The sequence below is a fragment of the Pseudomonas sp. Z1-29 genome, assembly GCF_051131995.1.
In the GTDB taxonomy this organism is placed as follows: Bacteria; Pseudomonadota; Gammaproteobacteria; order Pseudomonadales; family Pseudomonadaceae; genus Aquipseudomonas.
This window is the reverse complement of sequence record NZ_CP071645.1, coordinates 3,869,809-3,894,244: the sequence shown is the minus strand read 5'-3', so window position 1 is coordinate 3,894,244 and position 24,436 is coordinate 3,869,809. Positions and strand designations below refer to the sequence as shown.

Here is a 24,436-nt window from a genome sequence, read left to right as displayed (position 1 = left end):
TGCGCGTCATGAGCGCTGGCTCATGATAGAACATCGCCGGCGGCTATGAATGGGACGGCTCACGAAGGGATTGCTGATAATGCGCTTCATCGACCTCGGTCAGGCTCGCATAGCCGTCGTAGTGGTAGATTCGGTGCTTGTCTCGGGCATGACGCTCCGTCAGGAATTCCAAGGTGCCCAGGTCGATACGCTTGGCACTCAGCGGCCGCCGATGGCAGAACAGTTTGCGTGTACCCAATTGCAGGAAATCGGGATGCGGCACGCGGACTTCGTCAGGCTCGAAAGCTACATCCAGCCACTTGCCTTCCGAGAAGATCAGCGTGGGGCTAACGGCATAGGTACCGAGAATGCGAGTGTCGCAAGGATGCAGCTTTTTTTTCGCCTCGCCGTAGTAATAAACCGCGTCCCGATCCTTGGCCCAACCATGCCCGCAAGACTCGAAACTGCCTACCTGAGCCTTACGAATCGGTTCAGGGGGATGGTAGAAGACCCGGTGGCAGAACACGGTTTTGCCGTCGGTGAGATAGGGCCCGCCGAGTGAGCGGAAGTGCTCAACCGGCTCCTGGGAAAACCGTTCGGGCACTTGTGTCTCGGCGTTATGAAACGGGATCAGATAAAGCCCCCGGGCATCGCCGCACAGGTGTGTGTCGAGCAATTGGAAACTTGCAGCGTCCAGCCCATTGATAACGCGGCCATGAAAATACACTTGGCGGCCGACTTCGAAACCGAGGCCGATGGCTTGTAACGGCGGCGTTTCTGCTTGCGCTTCTGCAACTTCAGGCGGCGCTTGCAAACGATGCCACCAGTAACCCTGCAATTGCGGATGAGCCTCGAAGTAGGGCGCCCATGCCTGTTGCATTGCCGCATCGATGATTCCGCCAGAACCCAGCGGACCATTCCTGTCGCCTGCGAGCACAGGCGAGTAGTCCAGGTCATCGCCACAGAGCTGGGTCACGACGAAGCTTTCCACGTCGACATCCAGGCGTTTCTGACGTTTGTAGACGTGATGTTGATCACGGTAGTAATCGAACCCCAAGTGGCGGAAACTCGGGCCGTGGGCGTCACGCAGGCGCGTCCCGGCGGCGTAGACGTACAGGTCGTCCACGGCGAAATACTCATCCTCGCTTTCGCTGCTGCCAATCACGCGGCCGCACTCGTCGAACGCCGGGTGGCAGTTCTTCAGCAGCCGAAAATCGCCAACGTAGCGCAGGGTCTTGCCGGTCAGGTAATAGGCGCGTTGCTGGTCCTTGGCGTAACGTTCGTTAAGCACGGTGAAGGTCGCCAGGTCGGCATTGTCGATGCGATAGAAATACTCATAGGCAATGCTCGAACCTTGCTGCGCCTGCACGATGATCGACTGCCCATCGGTTCCCCAGCGTTCGGCGAGCATCCGGAACTCGTCCGGATTGCTGATCGGCAATGGGGTGCCGTCCTTCTGATGCAGGGGGTTGAAGCCCTTGTAGACCTGGCCGTCAATCACTCGATAGGAAGGGTGATTGCAATAACGCACCCGCGCCGTCGCGCTGGCGATGAATTTGCCTTGAAGAAAGATACTCACCCCGTCGCTGAACAGGGCAGAGGCTGCAGTCACCGAGGCTGGCGACAATGCCACCAGGGCCAGGCTGTCGGGCTTTGCCTGAAGGATTTCGGTGATTGCGTATTCGCAGAACCAATAGGCGCCGGACGCATCGCGCCAATATTGGTGGCCAAGGTTTTCCAGGGCTTTGTCGAACCGAAACGCCAGGCTCTGGAGCCCGTGATAACCGTAGCGCTGTTGGTAGGCGGGAAGCAGGTAATAGTCGCGCAAGGCGTCACGCAAAACCCAGGGGTTGCGTCGATGCCGCCAGACCGGCTGGCCGGCAACCAGAGGCGAAGGCGGATAACGCCCGTCACTGGCAGCTTTCGCTATCGCGTCGGGGTGTGCGCCTTCAGGGTTGAGCAGGATGTACACGTCCGGCACTTGCCCGTCGCCCAGCAGCACGCCTTCCAGGAAGGCGAAACCCTGATGCCATTCGAGATCAAGCGGCTCCCACTCAGCAATAGCCGTCTCTACGTCTGTCATGTTGTTGCGACCTGAGCGTTCGATGGTTGGCCAATGATCACGGTTTTACATGCCGGAAGCACACCGTTCAGTTATGAATCGGCAGGCTCACCCCGAAAAGTACGAAAAAACCGCCGCAGACTTTATTGAATCGACGCCCGGTTCGGGCCAGCCAAGGCCTGACCCGGTGCGCTGCGCTGGCTACACCGAACTCAACGATAAACTCGACAACCGCGTAAGTCAGCGCGATGGCCAACGTCTGCGCGATGATGTAGAAACCCGGGCGGCTTTTCATGGTGAAGAGTTGACCGGACGGATCCGTCTGGGTGTCGCCGAGGACGAACCCCCCAGCACCGGAGCACTTTCGCGGTGAAACGTCAGGCTTTGTAGCGCTCGGCAACCGTCGATTGCTTGATCTGGGACAGCAGTCCCTGCCGCGCCGCCTGCAACGCATCCCAGCGCGCGCCGTCCTGCAAGGGCGGGATGGTCACGCCTTCGCGGCGATCGAAGCCGACCAGCGCGGCGTCAACCAGGTCGCTCACTTCCATGATTTCACTCAGCGTATTGATGTCGATGCCGGCGCGCTCCCAGATTTCGGTACGGGTGGCTGCCGGCAGCACGGCTTGGACGTAGACGCCTTTGGGCGAAAGCTCGAGGCTCAGCCCTTGGGAGAGGAACAGCACAAATGCCTTGGTTGCGCCGTAGACCGACATGCCGAATTCCGGTGCCAGGCCGACCACCGAGCCGATGTTGATGATTGCGCCTTCGCCAGCGTTTGCCAGGCGCGGGGCGATGGCGCTGGCGAGTCGAACCAGCGCGGTGGTGTTGAGCGCAACGAGGTGCGCGACGCTGTCGGTGGTCTGTTCGATGAAACTGCCGGACTGGGCGGCGCCGGCGTTGTTGATCAGGATGCCGATGCTGTCGTCATCGCGCAGGCGGGCCTCGACCTTGTGCAGATCGCCGGTTTGGGTGAGGTCGGCCTGGAGCACATCGACGCTGACGTTGTGTTCATTGCGCAGTTCGCTTGCCAGCGCTTCCAGCCGCGCGTTGTCGCGGGCGACCAGCACCAGATCGTGGCCGCGTTGAGCGAAGCGCCTGGCATAGACCGCGCCGATACCGGTGGAGGCGCCAGTGATGAGGACGGTTTTGCGAGTGGTCATGGTGTTGGTCTCTTGAGAGGTCGGGAGTGTGCAATCACTTCATTTGCGGTGCTGCTCAGCGAACGTCGGGCAGTCAGTTTCGTACCGCTTGTTTCTAGGATGATGACCGAAATCTAAACTGTCAACGAATTTGATTATGCTCGGCATCTATGTATGATGAGGGCTTGATTCGAGCGGCCACGAGGTATACGCAAATGAGAGTGACCAAGGCCCAGGCACAGGCAAACCGCGAGCACATCGTCGAGACGGCGTCCGTGTTGTTCCGCGAGCGCGGCTTTGACGGAATAGGCGTGGCGGACCTGATGGCCGCTGCGGGTTTTACCCATGGCGGCTTCTACAAACATTTCGGTTCGAAGGCCGACCTGATGGCTGAGGCTTCCGCGAACAGCCTGTCGCAGTCGCTGGCCAGCACCGGCGAGCTTGATGTAGCCGGATTTTTTGCGATGTATCTATCCAGGGAACACCGCGACGCGCGGGGGCACGGTTGCACGATGGCGGCGTTGTGCGGGGATGCGGCGCGTCAGTCAGACGAGTTGAAGGCGACTTTCGCCAGCGGCGTCGAAAGCACCCTGGCTTCGCTTGAAAAAAAGCTTGGGACACAGGAGGAGGAGGCCCGGGCGAAGATGCTTGGCCTGCTCGCCCAGGCTATCGGCGCGATCATGCTTTCGCGCGCGTGCCCGGACGATGCCCCGCTGGCTGGGGAAATACTTGAGGTCTGCCGAGCACAGATCCTCGCGTCCCTGCCAGCATCGGAGCCATGAAAAACCAGCGGTAGCGCAGGACGTGCTACCGCTGTCCGGGTCAGAAAATGAACTTGAACAAGGCAATGACCACGATCAGGCCGATCAGGAAAATGATCCCGACGGTACCACCAAGAAATTTCAACATGAGGACGCTCTCTTCAGATGGGCTTAGTGTTCTAGACCCCTGGCGAGCGAGCGCGGTTCGTTAAATTTTCGAATGATCGGCCGCAGGCTTCAGTGAACCGCCAGGGACCTCGGGACGGAAACGTATTCGAACTTCGACACGGTCTTGATCCAGTACCGCCGATACTCGGTCTTGTCCGGCGCCAGCGGTTTATGGCTTGACCAACGGTTTTCCGCCTTCAGGCTGGCGCGATACGCCTCCCATTCTTTCTGCTCGGCCACTTCCCTGGCTTTGTTCCTGTCATCGAACCAACCCAGCACGTACGCATCGCTCTGGTCCGTGCCGCTCGCTATCAGCAGATATATGTCTGTCATCACCGGTTCCCGCCGCAATCCAGCCACCCAGTCACTGGGCTCTTGTGAGGGTTATCGGCCGTGGTTGCGGTTTTTGAAGCGGCTTGATAAACGCCCCTGGGTTCGACGCGCCACGGCTCAGGCATCCTCCGTCGGCGCAAGGTAGGCCATCAGCCATTCGCGGAAGCGATTGACACTTTGCCGGTTCGGCACGCGCCCCAAGGGTTCCAGCAGGCAAAACTGCGCATCGGTGCGCAAGAGGCTAGCGGTCGGGCGGACAAGGTTGCCGGTCTGCAAGTGGTCGCCGAGCAACCTTGACCAGGCCAGGGCCACACCTTGCCCTGCCAGCGCCGACTGGATCAGCATCGAGTAGCTGTTGATGTTGATCCGCCGACGAGGCTCTGGCGCCTGGTGGCCCAGGCGTCGGAACCATTCCTTCCAGCCGATCCAGTCCCGATGCTGATCCTCCAGCCATAACCAGGTGCAGGCGCCGAGCTGGTCGAGCCTGCCGGCCTCGGGGTGCTGCGCCAGGTACGTGGGGCTGCATACCGGGAAAATCTCTTCGCTGAACAGCGCGGTGACTTTCATGTTGTTGGGCGGCTTGCTGCAGTAATACAGCGCCAGATCGCAATCGAGTCGGGAAAAGTCCTCGACCTGGTCGGTGGCGATGATGCGCAGGTCGATTTCTTCGTGCTGGCGCTGAAACTCCGACACAAGCGGGAGCAGCCACAGGGATGCCATCGCCGTACTGGTGACCACGGTGACTTGCTGGGCGCCTTGCCAATGCCGAACGCCAGCCGTGGCGCGGGCGATCTGCTGCAACGTATCGCGAATGCTTTCGTGGTACTGGCTGCCTGTAGAAGTGAGGTTGATTTCACGGGTCGTGCGGATGAACAGTGCCGTGCCCAGATAATCTTCAAGCAGGCGTATCTGGCGGCTGATGGCGCCCTGGGTGACGTTCAGTTCACGAGCCGCCACGGTGAAACTCAGGTGGCGAGCAGCGGCCTCGAACGCCACCAGGCTGTTGAGCGGCGGCAACGGTTGCAGTTTCATCGGGCTGGGTCACTGTCTTGTTTGGGGTCAGGCGCAGGGTGATTGTGCAGAAGCCTGCGCGCAGTGCCTAGCGGATCAGGCGTGACGGCTAGAGATCGATGATCAGATTGGAGGTCGGCTTGCTGCAGCAGAGCAAGCGCAGGCCTTTGTCGATCTCCCGTTGCCGGATGCCGCCGTTGTGGTTCATGTCCACCGTGCCTTCCAGCAGGGCGGTCTTGCAGGTGCCACAGATGCCCTGGCTGCACGAGGAGGGCACGATCGCCCCGGCTTTTTTTGCCGCGCTCAGCACGGTCTGGTTGCCGGGCATGCTGAAGGTCTTGCCAGAGCGCGACAGGGTGACGATGAACATCTGTTGCTGGTCGAGTGAAGGGGCCTGCTCGATCAGCGGTTCCTCATTCAGCACCGCGATATCGAAGCTTTCCTGATGATAGTGGCGAAAATCGAACGCCGCTTCCCTGAGCAGCGCCTTGACCGCTTCCATGTAGCCCTGGGGCCCACAGGTGAAAATTTCCCGCTCGTGGTAGTCCGGCACTTGCTGGCTCAACAGAGGCAGATCGAGCCGACCGATCGGCTGCTGCCACTGGCTGGCAGCGCCAAGCCCTTCGCAAATACCGATGACCCGCAGGCCGGGCATATCGGCCTGCATTCGCGTCAGTTCGTCATGGAAGATGATATCCGCCGGCGTGCGGGCGCTGTGCAGGAATACGATGTCGAGATTGGCCGCCATGTCACAGGCGGCGCGGGTCATCGACATCAAGGGCGTCACGCCGGAACCGGCCGACAGGTACAGCAGTTTTGTCGCCGGATGACCCACCGGTGTGAAACTGCCCGCCGGGCCGGATGCCCTGAGGTTGTCTCCCGGTTCGAGATGGTCATGCAGCCAGTTCGAGACCACGCCACCCGGCACGCGCTTGACCGTAATCGAAAAGGTGAATGGGCGTGTGGGGGAGGACGACAGCGTGTAGCAGCGCGCGATGGTTTGCCCCCCGATGACCGGCGACAGCGTGATGAATTGCCCCGGTTCGAAGCTCAAGGCACTGAAGTCCGCGCATTGGAACACGAACGTCTTTACGTCATGGGTTTCCTGGTGCACGGCGCAACATGACAAGGTTTTCTGCTCGCCGCTGTGCCATTGCGAGCCATAAGCGGTCCAGGTCGTCGGGTCGGTAAAACGTTGGGGCCGCGTCAGCTTTTCGTAGGTCGTCATGTCCATCCCTCACACGCCATGGGCGGCCAGACGCGCCGCGTACCAGCGAGAAAACTGGTCGACATAGGTTTCGGTAAACGCCGAGAACGGTCCGGGTGAATAGGCCGGGTCCTGGGTGCCGCTGTGGGTGATGCCGACCAGGTTGGCGTCTTGAAGATTGGTCGCCGCCCAGACCTCGATCAGTTTATCCACCTGGTAGTCCACGCCCTCGATGGCATCGGCGTGCACCAGCCATTTGGTCCGCACCAGGGTTTTGTCGGGCGCCAGCGGGATGATGTAGGAGACCACCGCATGGTCGCTCATGATGTGGGTCCATGAGTTGTGGGTCCACAGGTGCATGTCGCCCAGATCGCGCCGGGTGAGGTCGCCAAACAAGCGCGTGCAGGCGACGCGGGTATCGAGGGTCTGGGATTCGCCGTTGCCGGCGATGGCCAGGCGCTGGGTGCGGAACTGAGTCACCGCGTCCTCGCCCAGGTGCTCGACGGCCTCGCAGAGGTAGCCTTGGTTTTCCCAGTCTTGCCTGGTATCGGCGTTGCGCTGGTGGTATTCCTTGAGTGCCAGGAGCGAGTCCTCGCCCAGGCCATCGGTGCAGAAGCCGAAGTCTTCCGGCAGGAACGACGCGGTCAATTCGGGGTGAGTGGCGGCGCAGTGATAACACTCGCGATTGTTCTCGATCACCAGTTTCCAATTGCCGTTTTCGATGATTTCCGACTCGTAGGCGATCTTCGAATGGCTGAGATCGTACTGAGCGAAACGCGGGGTCATGACCTGGTCGAGGTACAGGATGTCTTCCGGCGGCTCGTCACTCAGGCAGACGAATACATGGGCACCCACCACGCGGGTGTGGACCGGGATCAGGCTCTTGCACCCTGGGTCGAAATCCTTGCCCATGTGCGCGGCATGTTTCAGGCTGCCATCCAGGTCGTACGTCCATTGGTGATAGGGGCAGACCAGCATGCCCACCGTCGATTTGCCGGCCTGTTTCAAGCGCGCCCCACGGTGCCGGCAGACATTGCGGAACGCCTGCACATGCTCGTCATCATCGCGGACCAGGATGATCGAGGATTTGCCGATATCGATCGTCGAAACATCGCCGGGTTCGGCAACGTCGCTGGTGACCCCCACCAGAATCCAGTGTTTGGTAAAAAACACATCGACGTCGGTTGCAAAAATATCCTCGCGGCCGAACAGACCGCCGGGCATGCCATGGCCCGGGGTGCGGTCGGCCAGCAGTTCACGATGGGTTTTCAGGGTTGGGTTCATCGTCGATCTCACTCAAGGCAAATGATCGGTGGTTGGCGGACAAGCAGTGCTGCAGGAAAAACGGGTTTCGTCTGTTCAGGCCACCGCAGGCTCTGACAATGGCTCGGATAAAACCGGGCGCGACAGGTCATGCCCGAGCAGCGCGCGGTACAGTTCCGTATCGCCCAGTACACCGACGACGGTCTGGTCTTTATCGAGCACGATCAATGGGTGTCCTGTTTCGTAGCGGATACGCAGCGCCTCGCGCATGCCGGTATCCGCCGGCACCGAGGTGACCAGGCAGCGCAAGGGCGCGCTGGCCTCGTTGCGGTTCCAGTGTTGCGGCGGTTGGGCCGCAGCGCCGCGGCGCACGCTGGCCAATCCTCTCGATGCGTTCAGCGCAACCCAGAGGTTCTGCACCGTATCCAGGCAATATTCGCCCTGTGCGGATATGCACTGGTCCAATGGGGTCATCAGGCTTCCCGCACAGAACACATTCAGTGGGTTGGTGTGGGCGACGAAATTGCGCACGTAGTCGTCGGCCGGCTTCAGCACGATCTCCTCGGGTTTGCTGTACTGGATGATCTTGCCGTCTTTCATGATGGCGATCCGTGTTCCCAGCTTGAGGGCTTCGTCCAGGTCATGGCTGACGAAGACGATGGTCTTGTGCAACTTGCGCTGCAGGTCGAGCAGTTCGTCCTGCAGGCCTTGGCGAATCAGCGGATCGAGGGCCGAGAAGGGTTCGTCCATCAGCAGGATATCGGCGTCCATCGCCAGGGCGCGGGCCAGGCCAACGCGCTGCTGCATGCCGCCGGACAACTCGTCGGGCTTCTTGTTGCGCCATTGGGTCAAGCCCACCAGTTCAAGCTTTTCGTCGACCAGCTTGCGCCGCTCCTTCTCGGGGCGGCCTTGCATTTCGAGGCCGAAACCGATGTTCTCGCGCACGGTCAGCCAGGGCATCAGGGCGAATTTCTGGAAGACCATGGCGATGCGTCGGGTGCGCATCATTTTCAGCTCGGCCGGGGTGCAGGCGGCGATGTCGATCTGTCGGCCCTCGTGCTCGACGAACAACTTGCCGCGACTCACCGTGTTCAAGCCATTGATGCAGCGCAACAGGCTCGATTTGCCGGAGCCGGACAGGCCCATCAGCACGCAGATTTCACCTTTGTTGATGTCGAGATTGGCCTTCTCCACGCCGACGATCAGGCCGGTTTGCTGCAGAATCTCCGGGCGCGAAAAACCCTGGTCGAGCAGCTCCAGCGCCGGCTTCGGGCGGCTGGCGAAGATGACGTCGACGTCTTCAAAACGAATGGTGCTCATGCGTCACCTCTTTTCACGGTTTCGCGCTGCTTGCAGATGCGGTCGAGGATGATCGCCAACAACACGATCGCCAGGCCTGCTTCGAAACCCATGGCGATATCGGCGGTATTCAGCGCGTTGACCACGGGTTTGCCCAGGCCATCCGCACCGACCAGCGCCGCGATGACCACCATCGACAGCGACAACATGATGCATTGGGTAATCCCGGCGGCGATGCTCGGCATGGCATGGGGCAGCTCGATGCGTGCCAGCAGCTGGCGACGTGAGCAGCCGAAGGCTTTGCCGGCGTCCATCAGTTCTTGAGGCACATCGCGCACGCCCAGGTAGGTCAGGCGGATTGGCGCGGCAATGGCGAAGACCACCGTGGAAATCAATCCCGGAACCACGCCGAGGCCGAACAGCGTCAAGGTCGGGATCAGGTAGACGAAAGTGGGGACGGTCTGCATCAGGTCGAGCACCGGTCGCAGGGTTGCGTAGAACCAGGGACGATGCGCCGCGACGATGCCCAGCGGCACGCCGATGATGACGCACACCAGCGTGGCGAATGTCACCTGGGCCAGGGTTTCCATGGTTTCCTGCCAGTAGCCCAGGTTGAAGATCAACAGGAACGACAGGCCGACGAAGAGCGTCAGGCTCACCTTGCGTTGAATGTAATAAGCGAAGAGGGCCAGCAGCCCGATCAAGGCCAGCGGGTTGAACCAGAGGAGGGCGCTGGTAAAGACCGAAATGACCTCGGAGAGCGACAGCGAAATGGCGTCGAAGACATCGGCGCCATTTTGGGTCAGCCATTCGACGTATCGGGCGATGTACTCACCCAGTGGGAGTTTTTCTTGTGCAGTCCACATAAGGCGGCTCGTTTTTGTTCTGGTTTGCCTGGAGCAGATACTCATCCGGGCGTGCGGTGCTGACAAACCATTTAAAGTCAGCGGCTCATGAGTTTTTGTCATCAATCCTGCTGGGATTCGGAAGCACAAGTCGCGTCGCGTTGAGCAACTGTACTCAGGTGTACATTCGGCGGGCATCCGAGTACATTCGCGTTACGTATGTTCAACAAGGTGGATGCAAGATGCCCCAGGTAGGGAAGGCGCGCGGCAAGGCCCAGGACGCCGGCTGGCGAGGGTCGCCCGAAGGCTGGCTGGAAGCGGCCTACGAGGCCTTGAAAGAGTCCGGCATCGATGCGGTCAGGGTCATGCCGCTGGCCAAGCGTTTGGGATTGTCACGCACCAGCTTCTATTGGTTCTTCGAGGATCGTGAGCAGTTGCTCGCCGCCTTGCTGTCGCGCTGGCGCGAGACCAACACCGGTGGCTTGATCCGGCAAAGCGAGAGCTACGCCGAGAGCATTTCCGAGGCGATCCTGAATGTCTTCGAATGCTGGCTCAATCCTCAATTGTTCGATTCGCAATTCGAATTCGCCGTGCGCAGCTGGGCGCTCCAGTCCGCTGAAGTGGCGCAGGAAGTCGCCATCGTCGACGAGCAGCGAATGGGCGCCCTGGCGAGCATGTTCAAGCGCTTTGGTTATGACAGCCAGGGTGCCGACGCACGGGCCCGGACGATTTACCTGACCCAGATTGGCTACATCACCATGAACACCAGCGAGCTGATCACCGTGCGTTTCCAGCGCATCCCGCATTATGTGAGCATTTTCACCGGCAAAGTACCCAAGCAGCGCGAGCTGGATCGTTTCTACGGTAAATTCGGTTATGCCGAAAAAGAGCCAGGGATCTTTGTGCCGTTGACGGAAACCTTTGAAGAGACGGCCGGGAAATGAACGCGCCGACGCTGGGCATCATTGGCGGAACGGGCTGGCTGGGCGGGGCGATTGCCAAGGCTGTGTTGGCGCAGGCGCTGTTGCCGGCGGGTAACCTGGTTATTTCCAATCGCTCGGGTGTCCATCCTTTGGCGCAACAAGGCGTTTGTCTGGTCACGGACAACCAGGCGCTGGTGGACCGCAGCGACGTGATCATCATCGCGGTGCGCCCTGAGCAGTTCGCCGGCCTGAGCCTCAACGCTTCTGGCAAGACAGTCATTTCATTGATGGCCGGGATCACCGCGCAGGCCATTGCCGCCCGGACCTCGGCTTCGAGAGTGCTGCGGGCGATGCCCAATGCGGCGGTGGAGATCGGGCAGTCGTTTACACCTTGGTATTGCTTCGGCGTGGTGGATGCGGCGACGAAGAGCTTCGTCCAGCGCTTGTTCGGATGCGTCGGTACTGCCGCCGAGGTTGAGCAGGAAGACTTCATTGATTACCTTTCCGCGCTTTCCGGCACCGGCCCGGCCTTTCCCGCCTTGCTCATGACAGCCCTGGCCAATCAGGCGATGGAGGCCGGCATCCCCGCCGAGATTGCGCAGCTTGCGGCGAAGAATGTCGTGGTCCACAGCAGCCAGTTACTGGCCAGCCATGACGCCGGGCAGATGATCGACGCCCTGGTCGCCTACCGCGGCGTGACCGCCGCCGCCCTCCAGGCGATGACCGAGGGACATTTCGAGGAGCAGGTGGGGAAGGCATTGCAAGCCGGCGCCACGGTCGCCCGCCAGGGCCTGCAAGCCTGATTCACTGATCAGACCTGTGGGAGACCTGTGGGAGCGAGCTTGCTCGCGATGGCGTCCGCCAGTCCAGCATCCCTTTCACTGAACCACCGCCTTCGCGAGCAGGCTCGCTCCCACATTTGGATCTTTATCAATCACAAGATTACTGTGCAACACAGAACCCTGTGGGAGCGAGCCTGCTCGCGAAAGCGTCCGCCATCCAGCATCCTTGTCACTGAACCACCGCTATCGCGAGCAAGCTCGCTCCCACATTTGGGTCTTTATCAATCACAAGATTGCCGTGCAACACAGAACCCTGTGGGAGCGAGCCTGCTCGCGAAAGCGTCCGCCATCCAGCATCCTTGTCACTGAACCACCGCTATCGCGAGCAAGCTCGCTCCCACATTTGGATCTTTATCAATCACAAGATTGCCGTGCAACACAGAACCCAGTGGGAGCGAGCTTGCTCGCGATGGCGTCCGCCAGTCCAGCATCCCTGTCACTGAACCACCGCCTTCGCGAGCAGGCTCGCTCCCACATTTGGATCTTTATCAATCACAAGATTGCCGTGCAACACAGAACCCTGTGGGAGCGAGCTTGCTCGCGATGGCGTCCGCCAGTCCAGCATCCCTTTCACTGAACCACCGCCTTCGCGAGCAGGCTCGCTCCCACATTTGGATCTTTATCAATCACAAGATTACTGTGCAACACAGAACCCTGTGGGAGCGAGCCTGCTCGCGAAAGCGTCCGCCATCCAGCATCCTTGTCACTGAACCACCGCTATCGCGAGCAAGCTCGCTCCCACATTTGGATCTTTATTAATCACAAGATTGCCGTGCAACACAGAACCCTGTGGGAGCGAGCTTGCTCGCGATGGCGTCGGCCAGTCCAGCATCCCTTTCACTGAACCACCGCCTTCGCGAGCAGGCTCGCTCCCACATTTGGATCTTCATTTATCGACACAATTGCTGTGTCCTTCTCCGGTCGCGCTTCAGATGTCCTTGACCAACCGCAGCGCATCGTAGATGGCCGCATGGGTATTGCGCGCCGACACCGCGTCGCCGATCCGGAACAGCTGGAAGCGGCCTCCGGGGTTGGTCACGATATTCTGGGTTTTCCCGGCGATCAGGTTGTGCTGCTCGACCGCGCCGTTGTTGCTCGAATGCGGCCGCAACTCAAAGTACAAATCGTCCAGGGGCAGGGTGCCGTGGTTGACCACCACCTGGTCGACCACCCGCTGCTTGTGCACCTGGCCGTAGTCGCTGCCGAAGTGCGCAATCAGTTGACCGTCGCGTTTTTCCACGGAGTCGACCCGATAGGTGACGGTGAAGGTGACGTTCAGGTCTTGCAGGCTGCGCATGTAAGGCACCAGGTTCATTGCCATCACTTCCGGTGCGAACGACCGGTCGGGCGTGACGATTTCCAGTTTCGCGCCGCTGCTGGCGATGATCTCGGCCGCCTGTAGCGCCGCGTGGTCGCCGGCGTCGTCGAAGATCAGCACGTTCTGGCCGGGCTTGATATCGCCGGAAATGATGTCCCAGGTCGACACCACCAGCTCATTACCTTGCTTGAGCACCTCGGTGTGGGGCAGACCGCCCGTGGCGACAATCACCACGTCCGGTTCTTCGGCCATCACCGTCTCGGCTTCGGCCCAGGTGTTGAACTGGAACTTCACGCCAAGGCGTTCACATTGCGCCATGCGCCAGTCGATGATGCTGATCATCTCGCGGCGGCGCTCGCTCTGCGCGGTCAAGCGGATCTGCCCGCCTGGCTGGTCGGCCACTTCGAACACGGTGACTGCATGGCCGCGCTCGCCGGCCACCCGTGCCGCCTCCAGGCCCGCCGGGCCGGTGCCGATTACCACCACCTTGCGCTTGAACGGCGCCTTGGGGATTTCGTGGGGCATGGTGGTTTCGCGCCCGGTGGCGGCGTTGTGGATGCAATACGCGGCGCCGCCCTGATAGATGCGGTCCAGGCAGTAGTTGGCGCCAACGCAGGGGCGGATCTCTTCTTCACGTTTTTCGATGATCTTGCGCACGATATGCGGGTCGGTCATGTGCGCGCGTGTCATGCCGATCATGTCCACTTTGCCCGAGGCGATGGCGTGTCGCGCCGTGGCGACATCCGGGATCTTCGCTGCATGAAAGGTCGGGAAACCGGTGGCGGAGCGGATCTCGCCAGCAAAATCCAGGTGCGGCGAGTTGCGCATGCCTTGGATCGGGATCACGTCGGTGAGGCCGGCATCGGTATCGATGTGCCCGCGCACGACGTTGAGGAAATCTACCAGCCCGCTGTCCTTGAGCATGTGGGAAATCTGCAGGCCATCGCTGGCACCGAAGCCGCCGGGCAGGTCTTCGTCGCCGGTGTAGCGCACCCCCAGCAGGAAGTCCTCACCGCAGCGCTGGCGGATGCCGCGCAACACATCGAAGGTGAAGCGCATGCGGTTTTCCAGCGAACCACCGTAGGGGCCGTCGAGATCGTTGGTCAGTGGCGACCAGAATTGATCCATGAGGTGCCCGTAGGCCTGCAGTTCCAAACCGTCGAGACCGGCGGCCTTCATGCGTTCGGCGGCGTCCACGTAGTCCTTGACGATCCGGTCGATGTCCCAGTCTTCCATCTTTTTCGGGAACGCCCGGTGGGACGCTTCGCGGCGATGGGACGGCGAGACGACCGGTAGCCAGTCAGCCTTGTCCCAGCGCGTGCGCCGCCCCAGGTGGGTCAGTTGAATCATCACCGCGGCGCCGTGTTCGTGGCATTCGTCGGTCAGGTCCTTCATCCATTTGACCACCTCGTCCTTGTACGCCAGCACGTTGTTGAACACCGGCGGGCTGTCCCGTGAAACCGCAGCGGAGCCTGCGGTCATGGTCAACGCAACGCCGGCCTTCGCCCGTTCGACGTGATAGGCGCGGTACAAATCCTTCGGCATGCCATCCACGGGATACGCGGGTTCGTGGGAGGTGGTCATGATCCGATTCTTGAGGGTCAGATGCTTGATCTTGTAGGGCTGCAGCAGAGGATCGCTGGACATGGTGTTGCTCCGGGAACAGAACATCAGGCTTGGTTTTGACATAACGGTATGTGCAATGTTCATGTGTGTCAACGATTGAGACACAGGTGTACATTTTTCTTGCGCGGGGTAATAACCAGGATTACCATCCAGTCGAAACAGGGGTGATCCGGCGTATGCGCGCCGGTCATCGCGCATCGATCCAAGTGCAAGGGGGCTGTGCAAAGACCATGAAAGTGCTCGTTGCGATAAAGCGCGCCATCGACCCGAATGTGAAAGTCCGGGTGAAGGCTGACGGTTCAGACGTTGAGCTCAACGGCGTGAAAATGGCCTTGAATCCGTTCTGCGAGATCGCGGTTGAAGAGGCGATTCGCCTCAAGGAAAAAGGGCTGGCAACCGAAGTGGTGGTGGTCTCGGTGGGCACATCGGCCGCCCAGGAACAACTGCGCACGGCGTTGGCACTCGGTGCGGACCGCGCACTTCTGGTCGAGACCAGCGCGATTCTCGAGCCGCTCAACGTCGCCAAGTACCTGAGCAAAGTGATTGATCAGGAACAACCGCAACTGATCCTGTTCGGCAAGCAGGCGATCGACCAGGAAAACAATCAGGTCGGGCAAATGGTCGCGCAATTGATCGGCAGCGGTCAGGCCACTTACGCCTCGGCAGTCAATCATGTCGACGGGCAATGGCTCGTCGAGCGTGAGGTCGATGGGGGCAGCCAGGTGGTCGCGCTGTCGACGCCGGCCGTGGTGACTTGCGATCTGCGCCTGAATCAACCGCGCTACGCCTCGTTGCCGAACATCATGAAAGCCAAGAAAAAGCCCTTGGAAACCATCGCCGCCGACAGCTTGGGCGCGAGCGTGAAGCAACACGCTCGATTGCTCGGTGTTGTCCCTCCACCGGTACGCAAAGCAGGCATCACGGTCGCTTCGGTGACCGAGTTGGTGGATAAACTGAAAACCGTTGCGGGGGTGATTTGATGCGCACATTGGTGATCGCCGAGCACAGTGTCGGTCAACTGACGGCAGGCACCTGGAGCGCCGTGGGCGCTGCCGTGGCGTTGGGTGCTGAAACGGATTTGCTGGTGATGGGCGGGACGGACGCCTCGGCCGTGGCGCAACAGGCAGCGCTGGCCCAAGGCCTGGACCGGGTGCTGCTCGCACAGGCGGAGGTATTCGAAAATGCCCTGGCTGAAAACGTCCAGCCGCTGATCACGTCGCTGGTGGCCGAGGGGTATACACACGTCGTTGCCGATGCCAGCAGCATGGGCCGCAATCTGCTGCCACGGGTCGCGGCGAGCCTGGATGTGGGCATGCTTTCGGACGTTACCCACATCGTCTCGGCGGACACTTTCCAGCGGCCTGTTTATGCCGGCAATGCCATCGCCACGCTGCAGTCACTGGATCCGATCAAGTTGCTCACGGTGCGCGCTTCGGCATTCGCCCCAGCGTTATCCCATGACAAACCCTGCGAAGTGGTTGCAGTGGACGGCGGACAAAGCGCCAGCAACGTGCGTTTGGTGAGCGAACAACTGACGGCCAGCGAACGGCCCGATCTGTCGAGCGCCCGCGTCGTCGTTTCCGGTGGCCGCGGGATGCAGAGCAAAGAGAACTTCGCCCTGATCGAGCGAGTGGCCGACAAGCTCGGCGGTGCCGTGGGGGCCTCCCGCGCTGCTGTTGATTCGGGATTCGCGCCCAACGATTTGCAGGTCGGGCAGACGGGCAAGATCGTCGCGCCGGAGCTTTATATTGCCGCAGGCATCAGTGGCGCCATTCAACATCTGGCGGGCATGAGCGGTTCAAAGGTCATCGTCGCGATCAACCAGGACGCCGAGGCACCGATTGCCCAGGTGGCGGATTATCTGTTGGTGGCGGATTTGTTCGAGGCGTTGCCGGCACTCGAAAGGGCATTGTGAATTCAAGACGTAAAACGACGAACCCGTGGCGAGGGAGCAAGCTCCCTCGCCACGGGTTTATCGACAACCTTGAAAGAATCAGCCCGCCAACGGGCGGAGGAGGGTAAGCCACACTCAATAGCCGTGATTTCATAATTAGAACTTGCCCATGGCCGTGCGCGGTCGCGATGGGAAATGAATGCTTCTGCTGCCCTGCCAATAACTATTAATACAGTCTGCGGAGATGCACATGATGACCTTACCCCGTAAAACTTTTATCGGCTGGTTTGCCGGCCTTGCATTGGCCTGCGGCAGCCTGATCGCTCAAGCCGAGGAACCCGCGCCCATTCGTATCGGCTGGGTGAACTGGTCGGATACGGAAATCGCCGTGAAGCTGGCGAATACCGCGTTGCAGGATCATCTCAAGCAACCGGTCAAGCTGGTACTGGCCGATATCGGCATCCAGTTCCAGGCACTGGCCAACGGCAATATCGATCTGATTCCGATGGTCTGGCTGCCGAGCACCCACAAGTCCTTCTATGACAAGTACAAGGACAAGCTCGAAGACCTCGGCGTACTGTATGAAGGCCGGATCGGCATGGCGGTGCCCACCTCGATTCCTACCAGTGAGATTGCCAGTGTCGAAGACCTCAACAAACCCGAAGTGCGGGAGAAGCTCGGCGGCAAGATTCTCACCTCGGAAGTGGGCAATGGTCAGTACAAGCTGACGGAAAAAGCCATCAAGGAATACAAGCTCGACGGCTACAAGATGGTTGCGTCTTCAGAGTCCGGCATGCTGAGTGAACTGGATCGCAACATCAAACGGGACAAGTGGTCGTTGGTCAACGCCTGGAGCCCCCACTGGATGTTCGCCAAATGGCCGCTGCGTTACCTGGATGATCCAAAGCAGATATTCGGTGGCGCCGAGCAGATCCACGCGATTGCCCGCAAAGGTTTCAGCGCCGAACATCCGGACGTGGCGCGCTTCTTCGCCAACTTCAAGATCCCGAAAGCGGACCTTGAGAAGTTGATGGCGGATGCCCGCGAAAGCACTGCGGACAAGGTGGTTGCCGAGTACTACGCGGCGAACAAACCGCGCTTCGAAGCGATGTTCGGCAGCCAGACTGCTTCCGCTACGCCAGCCCCGTAATCACCGCTGTTCCATGATGGTTTTGTTGCCGTCCGGTGCCCTTCGTCAGGGCACCGGATTTATTGTTTTCAAGGATAAATAGTCTGTAAGCGCTGCTACTGCCTGAAAACTTTAAAGCCACTCCGTTTTCGTTGTTGCGATCTTAGGATTCTAATGAGCAGCCTATCGAGGCCTAGCATCGGGAGACCTGCCTCCTCGTCAGCAGGCGCTATATCTCGTAGCGACTTTCCTTCGAAGGAGGACAGCCAAAGAGCGTGCTATAGCACTTGCTGAAGTGAGGGGTAGAGACAAACCCGCAGGCAATGGCGACATCCGTGACGCTCAGCCTGGAGTTCTGTAGCAGGCGCCGCGCCTCAGTCAGCCGTAGTTCCAGATAGTAGCGTTGCGGAGACATATTGATCTGCCTGCGAAACAGGCGCTGGATCTGGCGCTTGGACAGCTGAACGCATTGAGCGAGCAAGTCCAGGCTCAAAGGTTCTTCAAGGTTGCATTCCATCAATGCAATGACTTCCCGCAGGCACGCACTGACCTTGCGGTCCAGGACCTTGGCCGAGGTACGAAACCGAGACTCATGATCCAACAGGTCAAACACCGCGTCCGCAACTTTCGGGTCGAGGGCCGCGTACAGCCATTTCATCATGATCTGAAACGCGCCGGCAGGGTTTGACGCGGTGAATCGGTCCCTGTCGAACACCACTGTATCCAGCGTCACCGTGGTTTTCGGTGAACACTCCGACAAGGCCATTCGTTGTTCGGCATGAATAGCGCATCGGTAACCATCCAGCAGTCCAGCCTTGCCCAGGTACCAGGCGCCGTTCCATAAGCCGCCGAGCGCAATGGGCAGGTTCGCCAGTTTGGTCAGCAGCGTTACCAACCCGTGGGGGAGTACCCTCGGCGTGCGCAGGCCGCCGCAGACAATCATCAAGTCCAGCGCCACGATCCTGATATCGGTCAACGGTGTGTCTGGCCTGATGGGGATTGCCAGGTCGCTGATCACTTCGGAGTCGTTGCGACTGAAAGTATGGATTCTTATCGACCCTGGCTGAATCAGATTGGCGGTGACGAGCACGTCCAGGCATTGGGTGAAACAGGTCAGGGAGAAGTTATCGAGCAACAGGAAGCCCACGCTCGATGTTTTCTGGGACTCGATCATCGCGTTCATGAGTTGCGCTTCGTATCCCGCAGGAAACTGTCATCGAAAGGGTAGTGGGTGAGTAACTCATAACCGGTCTCGGTCACCAGCAATTGGTTCTCCAGCTTGATGCCATCCTGTCCGCCCACCTCACCGACATACGCCTCGACGCACAGGGCCATGCCCGGCTGCAGTTCGCCCTCGTATCCGTAGGACTCCAGGTCCTCCGGATAACGAATGCTCGGGTACTCGTCACACAGCCCGACGCCGTGATAAAGCACACCATACCGTTGAGCCCGGCACGGTTCGGGCAACCGGTGCGCCTTGGCGGTCAGCTCGGTGAAGCGTACGCCTGGCTTGATCAAATCGGTGTTATGGACGATATGGTCATGGGCGATCCGGTACAGGCGCTTTTGTTCGGACGTGGGCTCCAGACCCCCGCAGATCCAGCTGCGGGACATGTCCACGCACATGCCGTAGGTGCCGATCAGGTCCGTGTCGAATGACAGCAGATCGCCGTCGCTCAACACGCGTGGGCCGGACTCCTGGAACCAGGGGTTGGTGCGAGGACCGGAACTGAGGATGCGCGTCTCGATCCATTCGCCACCGCGGCGGATATTGCTGGAATGCAGCGCGGCCCAGACATCGTTTTCGGTCACGCCGGCGCGCATTGCCTGGTGCATTTCGGCCACTGACGCTTCGCATGAAGCCACCGCACAGCGCATCGCCTTGATTTCATCCGGGCCCTTGATCATGCGCGCGAATTCGGTCACTTCCTGGCCGCTGTAAATCTCGATTGCCAGGGCATCCAGGGCACGTACGCCGGCGACTTCTATTCGATCGACCGCAAGCCGTCGGTTGACTCCGGCGTGTTGGCGCAGCAAATCGTCGATTTGCGCGGCGAAATGCCTGGCGTGTCGATCAGTGTGTTCACCGGTCTCGAAAAAGAAAAAAGATGCCCCGCTGCGTAGCTCCGTCACCAGCGGCAAGTGCGCGGACAAGTGATCACAGCCATGAAAGTCCCACAAAACCACATGCCCACTGGCGGCGACGAAGCATGCCCGTGCGGGGTTATGAGTCGTCCACAGTTGCATGTTGGTGGTGTCGGTCGCGTAGCGGATATTCAGCGGATCGAATAACAGGATGCCACCCAGGTCACGGGCGACCATCTGATCGACAATCCGTTGCAATCGGTACTTGCGCAGGGTGGGTAAATGGGGCGGCTCCAGGCCCAGCCGCTCCCACTCCGCAAACGCCAGCGGCGTAGGGCCTATCTCGACGCGGTTGTTGTCATCGACGGAGCCGTCTTTTTTCAGTGCAACTGCACGCTGCCTCGCCGGGTCGATGCGCCGGGCATTGGCTGGAATCGAAAAAGGTGAAGGGGGCATGATGGCGTCCAGTGTTCGTTCTGCTAGAGGTATTCAGCTGGACCGGCCTCTTCGCGAGCAAGCTCGCTCCCACATTCCTCGGCCGTACACATGACCCTGTGGGAGCGAGCTTGCTCGCGATGAGGCCAGTACAGCTGCCACAAATCGCGACCCTTATTAAAAGCATCCAGATTACGAAGCATCGATCCAGATGGTTTTCAGCTCGGTGTACTGATCGTGTGCCCAGACGGATTTGTCACGCCCCCCAAAACCGGACTCCTTGTAGCCGCCGAACGGCGTGGAGGCGTCGCCTTCACCGAAACAGTTGACCGTGACCACGCCCGCCCGAATTTCCCGCGACAGCCGCAAGGCGTTTCGCAGGGTACCGGTATAGGCAGATGCCGCCAGGCCGTAGACCGTGTCGTTGGCCAGCGCAATGGCTTCGTCGATCGTGCTGAAGCGGGTGACGCTCAGGACCGGGCCGAAGATCTCCTCGATGAACAGGCGACTTTCCCGTTCAACACCGTCGATGATCGTCGGCTGCACGTACACACCGGACTCGGTCTCGCCACCTTGCAGCACATCGAGTTTCTGCTCGGCCGCATACTCCAGATACGAACGCACCTTCTCGAAATGGGTTTTGCTGATCATGGCCCCGAGGCGATTTTGCGGATCCAGCGGGTCGCCCATTTTCCAATCGCGCAGGTGCTTGCCGATCAGTTGCAGCAACTCTTCCTTGACCTCTTCATGGACGATCAGCCGCGACGACGCCGAGCAGTTCTCGCCCATGTTCCAGAAAGCGCCGGCGGTCACATACTGGGCAACCTGATCGAGGTCTTCGCAGTCATTCATCACCACGGCGGGGTTCTTGCCCCCCAGTTCCAGCACCACGCGCTTGAGGTTCGACTCGGACGCGTACTTGAGGAACAACCGGCCTGTGTCGGTAGAACCGGTGAAGCTGACCATCGCCACATCCATGTGTCGGCCGATTGCCTCGCCAGCCTCGCGACCACCGCCAGGGGTAATGTTGAATACGCCGGCCGGAATACCAGCCTCATGGGCCAGCTCGGCGACACGCAGCGCGGTCAGGGTGGTTTCCTTGGCGGGCTTGACCACGATGGAACAGCCGGCGGCCAGGGACGGCCCAATCTTCCAGGCCAGCATCAACAGCGGGAAGTTCCAAGGCAGGACCAGGCCGACCACGCCGATTGCTTCGCGCACCACCATGGTTACGGCACCGTGGCCGGTCGGCGCGGTACTGTCGTACACCTTGTCGATCAACTCGGCATGCCAGCGCAAGGTATGGATGGTGTCGGGCACATCGACGTTCTGGCATTCGCTGACCGGCTTGCCACTGTCCAGGCTTTCCAGCACCGCGAGCTCATGGGCATTGTCTTCCAGCAACTGGGCGAAACGCAGGAGCACCTGCTTGCGTGCGCCGGGCGACAGTTTGTGCCAGCGGCCATCCTCGAACGCCTGCTTGGCGGCAGCCACGGCAACGTCGACGTCACGGGTATCGCAAGCCGCTACCTCTGCAAGCTGTTCACCCGTGGCAGGGTTCGTCGTGATGAAGGTCTTTCCACAGAGCGCATCGCGGAACTCGCCGTTGATGAAGGCCTGGGTAGGAAACTGCAACTTGGCGGCGATGGCCGCGTACTGTTCCTTGGTCAGTAAATCAGCCATCTCATGCACCTCCAGTGATTTGCGCGATGTTGCGCTTGAGCTCGGTGACGACACTTTGCAGCGCCTGTTTCTCATCAAGGTCCAGGCCGTGCAGGGGGGCACGCAGGCCACCGGTGCTCAAGCCGTTCAGTTCACAGCCGTACTTGATGGACTGGACAAATTTTCCACCTTCCAGGAAATCCATCAGCGGCATCATCGCCGCCATGATTCGGCGACCTTTGTCGAAGTTCTTCTCGACCACGCAGGCCTCGTACAGCGCGACGTGTTCACGGGGAATGAAGTTGGAACCGGCACACACCCAACTGCGGGCGCCCCAGGCGAAAAACTCCAGGGCCTGGTCGTCCCAGCCGCAAGACAGAGCGATGTGCGGATACTTGCAGGCCAGGCGGTGCATCTGCGCCATGTCGCCGGAGCTTTCCTTGATGGCGACGATGTTCTTCACGTCACGGACCTCATCAAAGAACTCCGTGCCCATGCTCACGCTCATGCGGCCTGGATAGTTGTAAAGCATGATGGGGAGATTGGCGGCGCGGTCCACTGCCTTGACGTGCAGCGCGATTTCCTTTTGCGTTGGCAGTGCATAGGGCGGTGAACCCACCAGCAGCGCATCGGCCTTGATCGCCTTCGCCGCTTCGGCGTAGGCGACCGAGTCTTCGGTGCGGATGGCGCCGGTCCCCACGATCAGCGGCAGGCGACCGCGCAGCACGTCCTTGGCCTGGGCAGCCAGGTCGAAACGCTCCTGGGCGGTGTGGGCATAATATTCGCCGGTCGAGCCGCCGATAATGATGCCGTGTACCTTGGCGTCGACCAGATACTCCAGGACTTCGGCGAAGGCTGTCTTATCGATACTGCCGTCTGAGGTCAGGGGCGTAACGGCCGGTGTGTAAATGCCTTCAAACTTCATTGATATCGCTCCAGTTAATGTCACTGTTCAACCAAGGGAGGCCGCTTGCCGAGAATCGAGCGAACGGACCTGAACTTCTTCAAGTGTGTCGGGGCGGGTCAACTTTCTTTACCAGCGCGGTATTGCCCCCAGCGCAAACTTATATTGACGCCCGCTGAAACCAGCGGGCCGGGTGGATTAGGGCAGGGGCCGGGTGATTTCAAGACAAAATCAATAAGTTCGGAGTGTTCGCCGGCCAGCCAATCCGCCAGGAGTTTTCCGGTCGCCGTCCCGCGGGTAACCCCCAGGCCATTGCAGCAAAGAGCCCCATAGACATGGGGTGAAAGTTCGCCGAAATAACCCATATGGTTACGCGAAAGAGCCAGTGCACCGCCCCAGGTATATTCGAAGTTCATCGCGGGCAACATGGGAAAGCGTTGCTCGAAAGAGGCTTGATGCCTGGCGACAAAGCGTTTCAGATATTTTGTATCGCTGCGGCCGTCGGGGTTGAAGCTGAAACTGTTACGGATCAACAGGCGGTTGTCCGGAGTGCGACGTACCGTGGTGCCGAATGGGTCCGCGGGAATCACCCCCCAATAAGGCCGGCCGCCCAGGCGAGCTTGCTCTTGCTCGGTCATGGGACGGGTCAGGCTGGCATAGGTGAACACCGGTAGCATTCGCCCTTTCAGGAAGCCGAAACTCATGCCAAAGGCGTTATTGGTCAGGATCAGTTTGTCGGCGGTGATTGAGCCCCCGGCGTGCTTGAGCACCGTCCTGGTGCCGTACTCGACATGCGTGATCGCGGTGTTTTCGTAGAGTGTCACGTTGCCGGGAAGGCTGTCGGCCAGACCTTTGACCAGCGCCGACGGCTGAAGCAAGGAAGTCCCTGGCGTAAATAAGGCCTTGCGGTAGAAATGCGTGCCGATATGTTCGGGTAGTTCGCCAGCCTCGATCATCTGGTAGGGTTGATCGAGCTTATCGAGTCCGCGACGGTAGGCTTCCAGGACAGCGATGCCCCGTGGTTCAACGGCCGCCTGATATTTGCCGCAATGCTTCATCTGGCAATTGATGTTGTGGCGTTCAACCAATTCTTTTAGATAGCTCAGGCCGCTCAAATTAAGTTTCAAGGTTGTTTTGGCAGTGGCGATATCACCGATGTAATCTTCTGCGGCGATGTCATGCGGCAAGTCGATAGCGAATCCGGCATTGCGACCGGAAGTGCCAAAGCCGATTTCCTGAGCGTCGATCAACACAATGTGGTCGTCGGGGAAATGAGTCGCGAGCTGACGGGCGGCGGCGAGCCCGGTAAAACCGGCACCGACAATCACCCAACGTGCGCTGTCGTGACCTTGATGGGCGGGCTTGACCTGGCGCCCCCTGCTCAAGTGATACCACCCGCAAGATTGATCATCGGCAGGTAACGAAGAGACTTTCAACATTTCAAGATCCTGTTCATTCAACCAATCCGACGCCTGTCTTGCAAAAGGTTACTTGGCAATTTCACGGCGACTGAGTATTTAACGGGCGTAACGGTCAAGACTTTGCAGTTTC

The 24,436-nt window shown here is 59.9% G+C and carries 20 protein-coding genes and 1 pseudogene; 6 read left to right on the top strand and 15 right to left on the bottom strand.

What is annotated here, in order from left to right; genetic code table 11:
* Positions 1-43 precede the first annotated feature (43 nt).
* The 3 genes and pseudogenes from J3P84_RS17580 to J3P84_RS17570 all read right to left on the bottom strand — a co-directional run bounded on the left by J3P84_RS17580 (position 44) and on the right by J3P84_RS17570 (position 3,201).
* Positions 44-2,062 (bottom strand): DKNYY domain-containing protein, encoded by a 2,019-nt coding sequence (locus J3P84_RS17580; protein ID WP_434624776.1) that lies wholly within the window; start codon positions 2,060-2,062, stop codon positions 44-46.
* 67 nt (positions 2,063-2,129) lie between these two features.
* Positions 2,130-2,312, bottom strand: a pseudogene (locus J3P84_RS17575) (LysE family translocator); the annotation flags it as partial.
* Positions 2,313-2,418: 106 nt separating this feature from the next.
* A complete protein-coding gene (locus J3P84_RS17570; protein WP_434603639.1) occupies positions 2,419-3,201 on the bottom strand; it encodes an SDR family NAD(P)-dependent oxidoreductase in 783 nt (260 codons plus the stop codon).
* Positions 3,202-3,395: 194 nt separating this feature from the next.
* On the opposite strand from J3P84_RS17570, the gene J3P84_RS17565 reads away from it, so the two are divergent.
* Positions 3,396-3,962 carry a TetR/AcrR family transcriptional regulator gene (locus tag J3P84_RS17565; protein ID WP_434624774.1) on the top strand — a complete coding sequence of 189 codons (567 nt, stop codon included), beginning with the start codon at positions 3,396-3,398 and terminating at the stop codon, positions 3,960-3,962.
* A 216-nt stretch (positions 3,963-4,178) separates the two neighbouring features.
* On the opposite strand, the gene J3P84_RS17560 is transcribed toward J3P84_RS17565, so the two are convergent.
* The 6 genes from J3P84_RS17560 to choW all read right to left on the bottom strand — a co-directional run bounded on the left by J3P84_RS17560 (position 4,179) and on the right by choW (position 10,088).
* A complete protein-coding gene (locus J3P84_RS17560; protein WP_305495615.1) occupies positions 4,179-4,442 on the bottom strand; it encodes a hypothetical protein in 264 nt (87 codons plus the stop codon).
* Between the two features lie 117 nt (positions 4,443-4,559).
* On the bottom strand, positions 4,560-5,474 hold the full coding sequence (locus J3P84_RS17555) for a LysR substrate-binding domain-containing protein (RefSeq protein WP_434624771.1): 915 nt from the start codon (positions 5,472-5,474) through the stop codon (positions 4,560-4,562).
* A gap of 88 nt (positions 5,475-5,562) precedes the next feature.
* Entirely contained in the window at positions 5,563-6,681 is a 1,119-nt protein-coding gene (locus tag J3P84_RS17550) for an FAD-binding oxidoreductase (RefSeq protein WP_434624769.1), read from the bottom strand.
* A 9-nt stretch (positions 6,682-6,690) separates the two neighbouring features.
* Entirely contained in the window at positions 6,691-7,944 is a 1,254-nt protein-coding gene (locus tag J3P84_RS17545) for an aromatic ring-hydroxylating oxygenase subunit alpha (protein WP_434624767.1), read from the bottom strand.
* A 75-nt stretch (positions 7,945-8,019) separates the two neighbouring features.
* Complete coding sequence (gene choV / locus J3P84_RS17540; RefSeq protein WP_434624765.1) at positions 8,020-9,243, bottom strand: choline ABC transporter ATP-binding protein; 1,224 nt, start codon at positions 9,241-9,243, stop codon at positions 8,020-8,022.
* Complete coding sequence (gene choW / locus J3P84_RS17535; RefSeq protein ID WP_434624763.1) at positions 9,240-10,088, bottom strand: choline ABC transporter permease subunit; 849 nt, start codon at positions 10,086-10,088, stop codon at positions 9,240-9,242. Before choW ends, choV begins: the two co-directional genes overlap by 4 nt.
* Before the next feature lie 221 nt (positions 10,089-10,309).
* Between choW and J3P84_RS17530 the strand changes: the two genes are divergently transcribed.
* Together J3P84_RS17530 and J3P84_RS17525 are read left to right on the top strand one after the other, a co-directional pair.
* The gene (locus J3P84_RS17530) at positions 10,310-11,011 is read left to right on the top strand and encodes a TetR/AcrR family transcriptional regulator (protein ID WP_305495603.1); all 702 of its coding nucleotides are present in this window, start codon (positions 10,310-10,312) and stop codon (positions 11,009-11,011) included.
* A complete protein-coding gene (locus tag J3P84_RS17525) occupies positions 11,008-11,793 on the top strand; it encodes a pyrroline-5-carboxylate reductase family protein (RefSeq protein WP_434624761.1) in 786 nt (261 codons plus the stop codon). Before J3P84_RS17530 ends, J3P84_RS17525 begins: the two co-directional genes overlap by 4 nt.
* A gap of 967 nt (positions 11,794-12,760) precedes the next feature.
* On the opposite strand, the gene J3P84_RS17520 is transcribed toward J3P84_RS17525, so the two are convergent.
* A complete protein-coding gene (locus J3P84_RS17520) occupies positions 12,761-14,797 on the bottom strand; it encodes an FAD-dependent oxidoreductase (protein WP_434624759.1) in 2,037 nt (678 codons plus the stop codon).
* A 209-nt stretch (positions 14,798-15,006) separates the two neighbouring features.
* On the opposite strand from J3P84_RS17520, the gene J3P84_RS17515 reads away from it, so the two are divergent.
* The 3 genes from J3P84_RS17515 (at position 15,007) to J3P84_RS17505 (ending at position 17,820) form a co-directional block, all read left to right on the top strand.
* Positions 15,007-15,756, top strand: a complete 750-nt coding sequence (locus J3P84_RS17515) for an electron transfer flavoprotein subunit beta/FixA family protein (RefSeq protein ID WP_434624757.1) — start codon at positions 15,007-15,009, stop codon at positions 15,754-15,756.
* Positions 15,756-16,691: an electron transfer flavoprotein subunit alpha/FixB family protein gene (locus J3P84_RS17510; RefSeq protein WP_434624755.1), complete on the top strand. Its 936-nt coding sequence runs from the start codon at positions 15,756-15,758 to the stop codon at positions 16,689-16,691. Before J3P84_RS17515 ends, J3P84_RS17510 begins: the two co-directional genes overlap by 1 nt.
* Positions 16,692-16,920: 229 nt before the next feature.
* On the top strand, positions 16,921-17,820 hold the full coding sequence (locus tag J3P84_RS17505; RefSeq protein ID WP_434569055.1) for a glycine betaine ABC transporter substrate-binding protein: 900 nt from the start codon (positions 16,921-16,923) through the stop codon (positions 17,818-17,820).
* 208 nt (positions 17,821-18,028) lie between these two features.
* Here the strand turns inward: J3P84_RS17505 and J3P84_RS17500 are convergent, their stop codons facing one another.
* From J3P84_RS17500 to J3P84_RS17480, 5 genes are all read right to left on the bottom strand, one after another.
* The gene (locus J3P84_RS17500) at positions 18,029-18,982 is read right to left on the bottom strand and encodes a GlxA family transcriptional regulator (protein ID WP_434624752.1); all 954 of its coding nucleotides are present in this window, start codon (positions 18,980-18,982) and stop codon (positions 18,029-18,031) included.
* Entirely contained in the window at positions 18,979-20,340 is a 1,362-nt protein-coding gene (gene dddP, locus J3P84_RS17495) for a dimethylsulfonioproprionate lyase DddP (protein ID WP_434624750.1), read from the bottom strand. Before dddP ends, J3P84_RS17500 begins: the two co-directional genes overlap by 4 nt.
* 171 nt (positions 20,341-20,511) lie before the next feature.
* Positions 20,512-22,002, bottom strand: a complete 1,491-nt coding sequence (locus J3P84_RS17490; protein ID WP_434624748.1) for an aldehyde dehydrogenase — start codon at positions 22,000-22,002, stop codon at positions 20,512-20,514.
* Between the two features lies 1 nt (position 22,003).
* Complete coding sequence (locus tag J3P84_RS17485; protein WP_413795124.1) at positions 22,004-22,906, bottom strand: dihydrodipicolinate synthase family protein; 903 nt, start codon at positions 22,904-22,906, stop codon at positions 22,004-22,006.
* Between the two features lie 98 nt (positions 22,907-23,004).
* Positions 23,005-24,324 carry an NAD(P)/FAD-dependent oxidoreductase gene (locus J3P84_RS17480; RefSeq protein ID WP_434631412.1) on the bottom strand — a complete coding sequence of 440 codons (1,320 nt, stop codon included), beginning with the start codon at positions 24,322-24,324 and terminating at the stop codon, positions 23,005-23,007.
* Positions 24,325-24,436 lie beyond the last annotated feature (112 nt).

What these genes read in the sequence shown, in the direction of transcription:
- J3P84_RS17505 (WP_434569055.1), top strand. Translation starts at nt 16,921, where the DNA reads ATGATGACCTTACCCCGTAAAACTTTTATCGGCTGGTTTGCCGGCCTT.
- J3P84_RS17555 (WP_434624771.1), bottom strand. Translation starts at nt 5,474, where the DNA reads ATGAAACTGCAACCGTTGCCGCCGCTCAACAGCCTGGTGGCGTTCGAG.
- J3P84_RS17510 (WP_434624755.1), top strand. Translation starts at nt 15,756, where the DNA reads ATGCGCACATTGGTGATCGCCGAGCACAGTGTCGGTCAACTGACGGCA.
- J3P84_RS17485 (WP_413795124.1), bottom strand. Translation starts at nt 22,906, where the DNA reads ATGAAGTTTGAAGGCATTTACACACCGGCCGTTACGCCCCTGACCTCA.
- J3P84_RS17515 (WP_434624757.1), top strand. Translation starts at nt 15,007, where the DNA reads ATGAAAGTGCTCGTTGCGATAAAGCGCGCCATCGACCCGAATGTGAAA.
- J3P84_RS17490 (WP_434624748.1), bottom strand. Translation starts at nt 22,002, where the DNA reads ATGGCTGATTTACTGACCAAGGAACAGTACGCGGCCATCGCCGCCAAG.
- J3P84_RS17550 (WP_434624769.1), bottom strand. Translation starts at nt 6,681, where the DNA reads ATGACGACCTACGAAAAGCTGACGCGGCCCCAACGTTTTACCGACCCG.
- J3P84_RS17530 (WP_305495603.1), top strand. Translation starts at nt 10,310, where the DNA reads ATGCCCCAGGTAGGGAAGGCGCGCGGCAAGGCCCAGGACGCCGGCTGG.
- J3P84_RS17565 (WP_434624774.1), top strand. Translation starts at nt 3,396, where the DNA reads ATGAGAGTGACCAAGGCCCAGGCACAGGCAAACCGCGAGCACATCGTC.
- J3P84_RS17560 (WP_305495615.1), bottom strand. Translation starts at nt 4,442, where the DNA reads ATGACAGACATATATCTGCTGATAGCGAGCGGCACGGACCAGAGCGAT.
- J3P84_RS17580 (WP_434624776.1), bottom strand. Translation starts at nt 2,062, where the DNA reads ATGACAGACGTAGAGACGGCTATTGCTGAGTGGGAGCCGCTTGATCTC.
- choV (WP_434624765.1), bottom strand. Translation starts at nt 9,243, where the DNA reads ATGAGCACCATTCGTTTTGAAGACGTCGACGTCATCTTCGCCAGCCGC.
- J3P84_RS17500 (WP_434624752.1), bottom strand. Translation starts at nt 18,982, where the DNA reads ATGAACGCGATGATCGAGTCCCAGAAAACATCGAGCGTGGGCTTCCTG.
- J3P84_RS17570 (WP_434603639.1), bottom strand. Translation starts at nt 3,201, where the DNA reads ATGACCACTCGCAAAACCGTCCTCATCACTGGCGCCTCCACCGGTATC.
- J3P84_RS17480 (WP_434631412.1), bottom strand. Translation starts at nt 24,324, where the DNA reads ATGTTGAAAGTCTCTTCGTTACCTGCCGATGATCAATCTTGCGGGTGG.
- choW (WP_434624763.1), bottom strand. Translation starts at nt 10,088, where the DNA reads ATGTGGACTGCACAAGAAAAACTCCCACTGGGTGAGTACATCGCCCGA.
- dddP (WP_434624750.1), bottom strand. Translation starts at nt 20,340, where the DNA reads ATGCCCCCTTCACCTTTTTCGATTCCAGCCAATGCCCGGCGCATCGAC.
- J3P84_RS17520 (WP_434624759.1), bottom strand. Translation starts at nt 14,797, where the DNA reads ATGTCCAGCGATCCTCTGCTGCAGCCCTACAAGATCAAGCATCTGACC.
- J3P84_RS17525 (WP_434624761.1), top strand. Translation starts at nt 11,008, where the DNA reads ATGAACGCGCCGACGCTGGGCATCATTGGCGGAACGGGCTGGCTGGGC.
- J3P84_RS17545 (WP_434624767.1), bottom strand. Translation starts at nt 7,944, where the DNA reads ATGAACCCAACCCTGAAAACCCATCGTGAACTGCTGGCCGACCGCACC.